Here is a 3,962-nt window from a genome sequence, read left to right as displayed (position 1 = left end):
CCTCATGCCCGACCCGGACGAAATCCAGGCGGCCAGTATCCAGGCGGGGGAAACGTTATCGAAACTCGGCGGGTAGAAACCGAGCCGCACGAATTGGGAACGATTGGGCGCGGAGGTGAAGCTCCCGCGCTGCACCGCAGAAGCAGGCGGGGGACGTAACCTCAATCGCCGGACAGGAAAGCCCCTGCTGGAGGGACCTTATTGTCTCCATAAAGACAGGAATGAACTCACACGGAGACACAGGGAACACGAAGATCGAATCCTCCGAAACAGAATGAGACAGGAAGCATCATTGTGGCTTGCGCGGTGGCGCTTCATCGCGAGACGGGTCCCGGGCCGTTGGAAACAGTGTACGAAGCGGTTCTTGCACGCGATTTGGAGGCCCGGGGCCTGCGCGTGGCACGGCAAATTCCCATTCCCATCGAGCTTCGCGGGCTCTGGTTCGACGAAGGGTTTCGTGCAGACCCTATCGTGGAGGATACCGTTCTTGTGGAACTCAAATCCGTGGAGAAGGTCACAAAAGCGAACCATAAGCAGGTGTTGACCTATACGCGGTTGACGGGTATCAGACTCGGCTGTCTGCTCAAGTTCGGCGAGGCTTTGACGAGGGACGGCATTTCCCGCATCATAAGCGGGGACGTTGAGTAGATTCCGCTTCGGCGCGGGCTCCATTTCCTCCGCGTCCTTTATGTCTCTGTGTGAGTTTCCCGAATCGTGGTGTTATCCGGGTTTGGGCGTGAGCCGCTTTCTTGACGGCGCTTGTTCTCGTGAGTAACCTGAACGGTAACGTTTCTTATGCATGTTCAACAAGCGTGATGAACTCATCGAGATTGGGGAAGGGGGTACCATATGAACCGCACTGCTGTCGTCTCATTGATTGCCGCCGTGGTCGTTTGCGTCGTTGCAGCCCTTGTCTGGTGGCCCAGGTCCGAGGAAACACCGGCACTGTTGCCCGCCCAACCGGACCCGCCGAGAGTCGAAAAGCCCCAGACGCCTCTTCCGGCTCCGCCCGTTGTTGAAGCACCTGCGCCGGCGCCGTCCGAGCCGCAACCTCCCGAAGAACCGCCCGCGGCAGTTCCTGAAGAGGTCACGCAGGCGGTCCCTGAACAAGCGCCTGCGACGGACGACCCCTTTGGAGGCAAGCCGATCACCGTGGAAACGCTCACCGGCTGCAAGGAGGTCCAGCAGATAGGAAACGGACAACTGGTTATTGAATACGGCGCAAATGGGGAATGGAAAATGAATGGCAATGTGCGCGCCAAATGGACCATCGAAGGGGACAAGGTCAAGATTTACAAAGACGGCACAGACGAAGTTCATTATATTGAAATTATCAACAACAAACTCGTTTACAATGGCAAGGTACTTAAAATGACCCGATAGCCGGGGGCTGAACGTTGTGACAGATAAGCGCCTCGCCCCGTGCTGCGATGCATGGGGCGAGGCGTTTTACTGTTCGCCGGCCTTGTTGGCTGTTACGGTCAGTCCGCCGGCCAGCAACCCATATCATCATACGGGTCGATGTCGGGTGTGACATAGATTCGCGTGGTAAAGGTCTGGGCGCCGAGGTCGGCCTCGACGAAATAGGCGGTCCACCCCTGAGCCGGCGGCGGGCAATAGCCGATGTAGGTGCCGTTGCTCTGTCGGGGCAGATCCGTGCTGGTGTAGATGGGGCCAACCGTTTCCAGGCGGAAATCCCGCGCCGTCGGATTCGTGGCTTGCCACAGTTTTACTGAATCGGGGGTCTTGGACGTGGTCACGGTGATTGCCCCGTTGGCGTCGACGGTCCAGTTGATGTACGGATTCTCATACCCGTACACCTGATTGAACCCCCAACTGAAGATCTGCCAGAGGTTGTCGTAATCGTCTATCACGCCTTCCATGTAGTGGTCCTTGTTCGGGAAATAGCGAAGGCGCATGTCCGCCTGATTGGGCAGATCGCTCAGGTAGTACCGTGAGGAATCCGGCAGGAAGAACTGGTCGCTGGACCCGTTTATGATGAGCGCCGGCATGGTGAACTTCGAGATGAACGTGTAGGGGTCCACAATGTTCAGCAAATCGGGTGCCAGGGGATCCGTCGCCGCGCGGCAGAACAGGTCGAAGTCAACGTAATCCTGGATCGCGGATGAGTACAGCCCATACGCTTCCCAGTGATGTTCCACCTGTTGGGGCAACTGGAACACATCAATCACGAGCGGTATGACGGCCGCCACGCGAGGGTCAACCGCCGCCGTGAGCCACGTGGTCCACCCGCGCTTGGAGGCGCCGAGGACGATGAACTTGTCCAGCGTGTCCCGGGTTTGCTGGATGGCGTCCATGCCTTTCACGGCGGCTTTTACCATGGCGCAGTGGACAGGCCATTTCCAGTCGCCCGTGGTGAGGCACTTGTCCATGCTGTAGGCGAGGATCTCGTCCTCTGTTCGCGCGTTATTCACTTCGTCGGTGAAATAGAGGGGTTGATTTGGTATCTGGTCAATCTGGGCGTAACAGGAGCCAAGCGCAATGGCCACCGTGGCAAACAGGCTGTCCGGAGTCGGATATTTCAAAGGATTGGAGCCGCCGTTGATGAGGTAAATGACTTCATCGCCGTGGAACCAGGGGACAACCAGCACCATGTCATGTTCCCAGAGGGGGCGGTCGACCTCGGCGGTGGTCCGCCATGTCTGAGAGGTCACCATCATCTCGTACCCTTCCCAGCCGGTGTGGTCGTCGTGGTCAATAATGGTAAAGCTCGAGTTCGGGTCGTTTGCGCCCACGTACTCGACCAAGGCATTCTGCGACAAGCCGGGCGTTGCCGGCTTGAAGATGGCGCTCACCCACTTGTCGCTTGTCGAGCGGAACGTGTAGGGATTGGGCTTCCCCTCGAAATCCCCCTCCCACCGGTCAAACACCCAACCCGGGGCCGGTGTGGCCTTGAGCGTGACTTTTGTGTACCACACATAGTAATGCGAGCCTATGGATGGGCTGACGGTGCCTTCGCCGATCTTGGTTACAATGAGATAGTTTGCGTATGCGGGAGACATCACAAACATGAACGCGACGATTGTTGCAACAAACATAACGCGTCTCATAGGTGGTTCCTCCTTGGAGTTTTTCCCAAACGCCTTCTCAGTCTTGAGAAACTCGGAGTACTATACTGCCCGGCGCCATTTCCCCCTTTCTGCGTTATGGCGTGAGACGGTTATGCTGTGCAGACACGGATCTTGGCGGAGCAAAGCATGGCAGGTTACTGAGTCGACATCCCCGCTTCCCGGTTCTCCCGTCATCCCCGTCGTCCCACCCCCTTGCCGCAACGCGACTCCGTTCACATTTCGGGCATGTTCAACGCGTGCGGCGCCCCCACAAGAGCAAATGTGAATGACCGATCTCAAAAGCAGGATATGCTGAGAAGCGAATGTTGTCAAGGACTTTTTGACAGCAATATGAGACAGCTCCGTCGTCATTGAGGGCTGAACTCGCCGGCCGTCAGGGTAATAAATACTTGACCATCAGGTGCGTTTTCTGAAAAGCAGTGGATTTTCTTGTGCGGATGCCGCTCGGGACGGCATGGTTCGTTCGTTTTATGGTATTCCGGTGAGCGTGCGCGCTTCATGCCCTCCCGGAGGCACACAGCATGGGGATGCCCCACGGCGCCCGGCGATTCCAGGCGCGCGCTGTCTCTGGATTGGTGAGGTCACCCGCCTCACCGGCTTCGAACAGGGGCGTTCCGGGTTTGATTGCCGGTCACTCGTGCAGGCGGCGTTCCCAGTCGTAGTCGCGGGCGGTGACGATGCTCTCGATGCGTTGAATGCGGCGGTCGAGGTTGTCGAAGGTGCGCTTGAGGCGTTGGAGAGCCATGGTGCGCGACGAGGTGTAGGAATTGTAGAACTCGGCGTCCTGGGCACTCTGGAACGGCACGACGGGGGCAGGTTTCATCAGGAGCGCGGCCAGGATATACAGTCCGAGCACGGGCCAGATGCCGG

General features: G+C 58.0%; 4 protein-coding genes. 2 read left to right on the top strand and 2 right to left on the bottom strand.

Going from position 1 to position 3,962, the window contains the following annotated elements; all coding sequences use genetic code 11:
* The first annotated feature begins 291 nt into the window (after positions 1 to 291).
* Entirely contained in the window at positions 292 to 648 is a 357-nt protein-coding gene (locus PLJ71_22510) for a GxxExxY protein (GenBank protein HQM51461.1), read from the top strand.
* A 201-nt stretch (positions 649 to 849) separates the two neighbouring features.
* Positions 850 to 1,383 (top strand): lipocalin family protein, encoded by a 534-nt coding sequence (locus tag PLJ71_22505; protein HQM51460.1) that lies wholly within the window; start codon positions 850 to 852, stop codon positions 1,381 to 1,383.
* Positions 1,384 to 1,481: 98 nt separating this feature from the next.
* Here PLJ71_22505 and PLJ71_22500 read toward each other — a convergent pair whose 3' ends face one another.
* Positions 1,482 to 3,071, bottom strand: a complete 1,590-nt coding sequence (locus PLJ71_22500; protein ID HQM51459.1) for a PhoPQ-activated protein PqaA family protein — start codon at positions 3,069 to 3,071, stop codon at positions 1,482 to 1,484.
* Positions 3,072 to 3,723: 652 nt separating this feature from the next.
* On the bottom strand, positions 3,724 to 3,962 hold a 239-nt coding region (locus PLJ71_22495; GenBank protein HQM51458.1), incomplete at its 5' end, for an envelope stress response membrane protein PspC.

The organism is Candidatus Hydrogenedentota bacterium, from assembly GCA_035416745.1.
In the GTDB taxonomy this organism is placed as follows: Bacteria; Hydrogenedentota; Hydrogenedentia; order Hydrogenedentales; family SLHB01; genus UBA2224.
The sequence above is the reverse complement of the archived record's forward strand: the minus strand, read 5'-3'. Positions and strand labels throughout refer to the sequence as shown.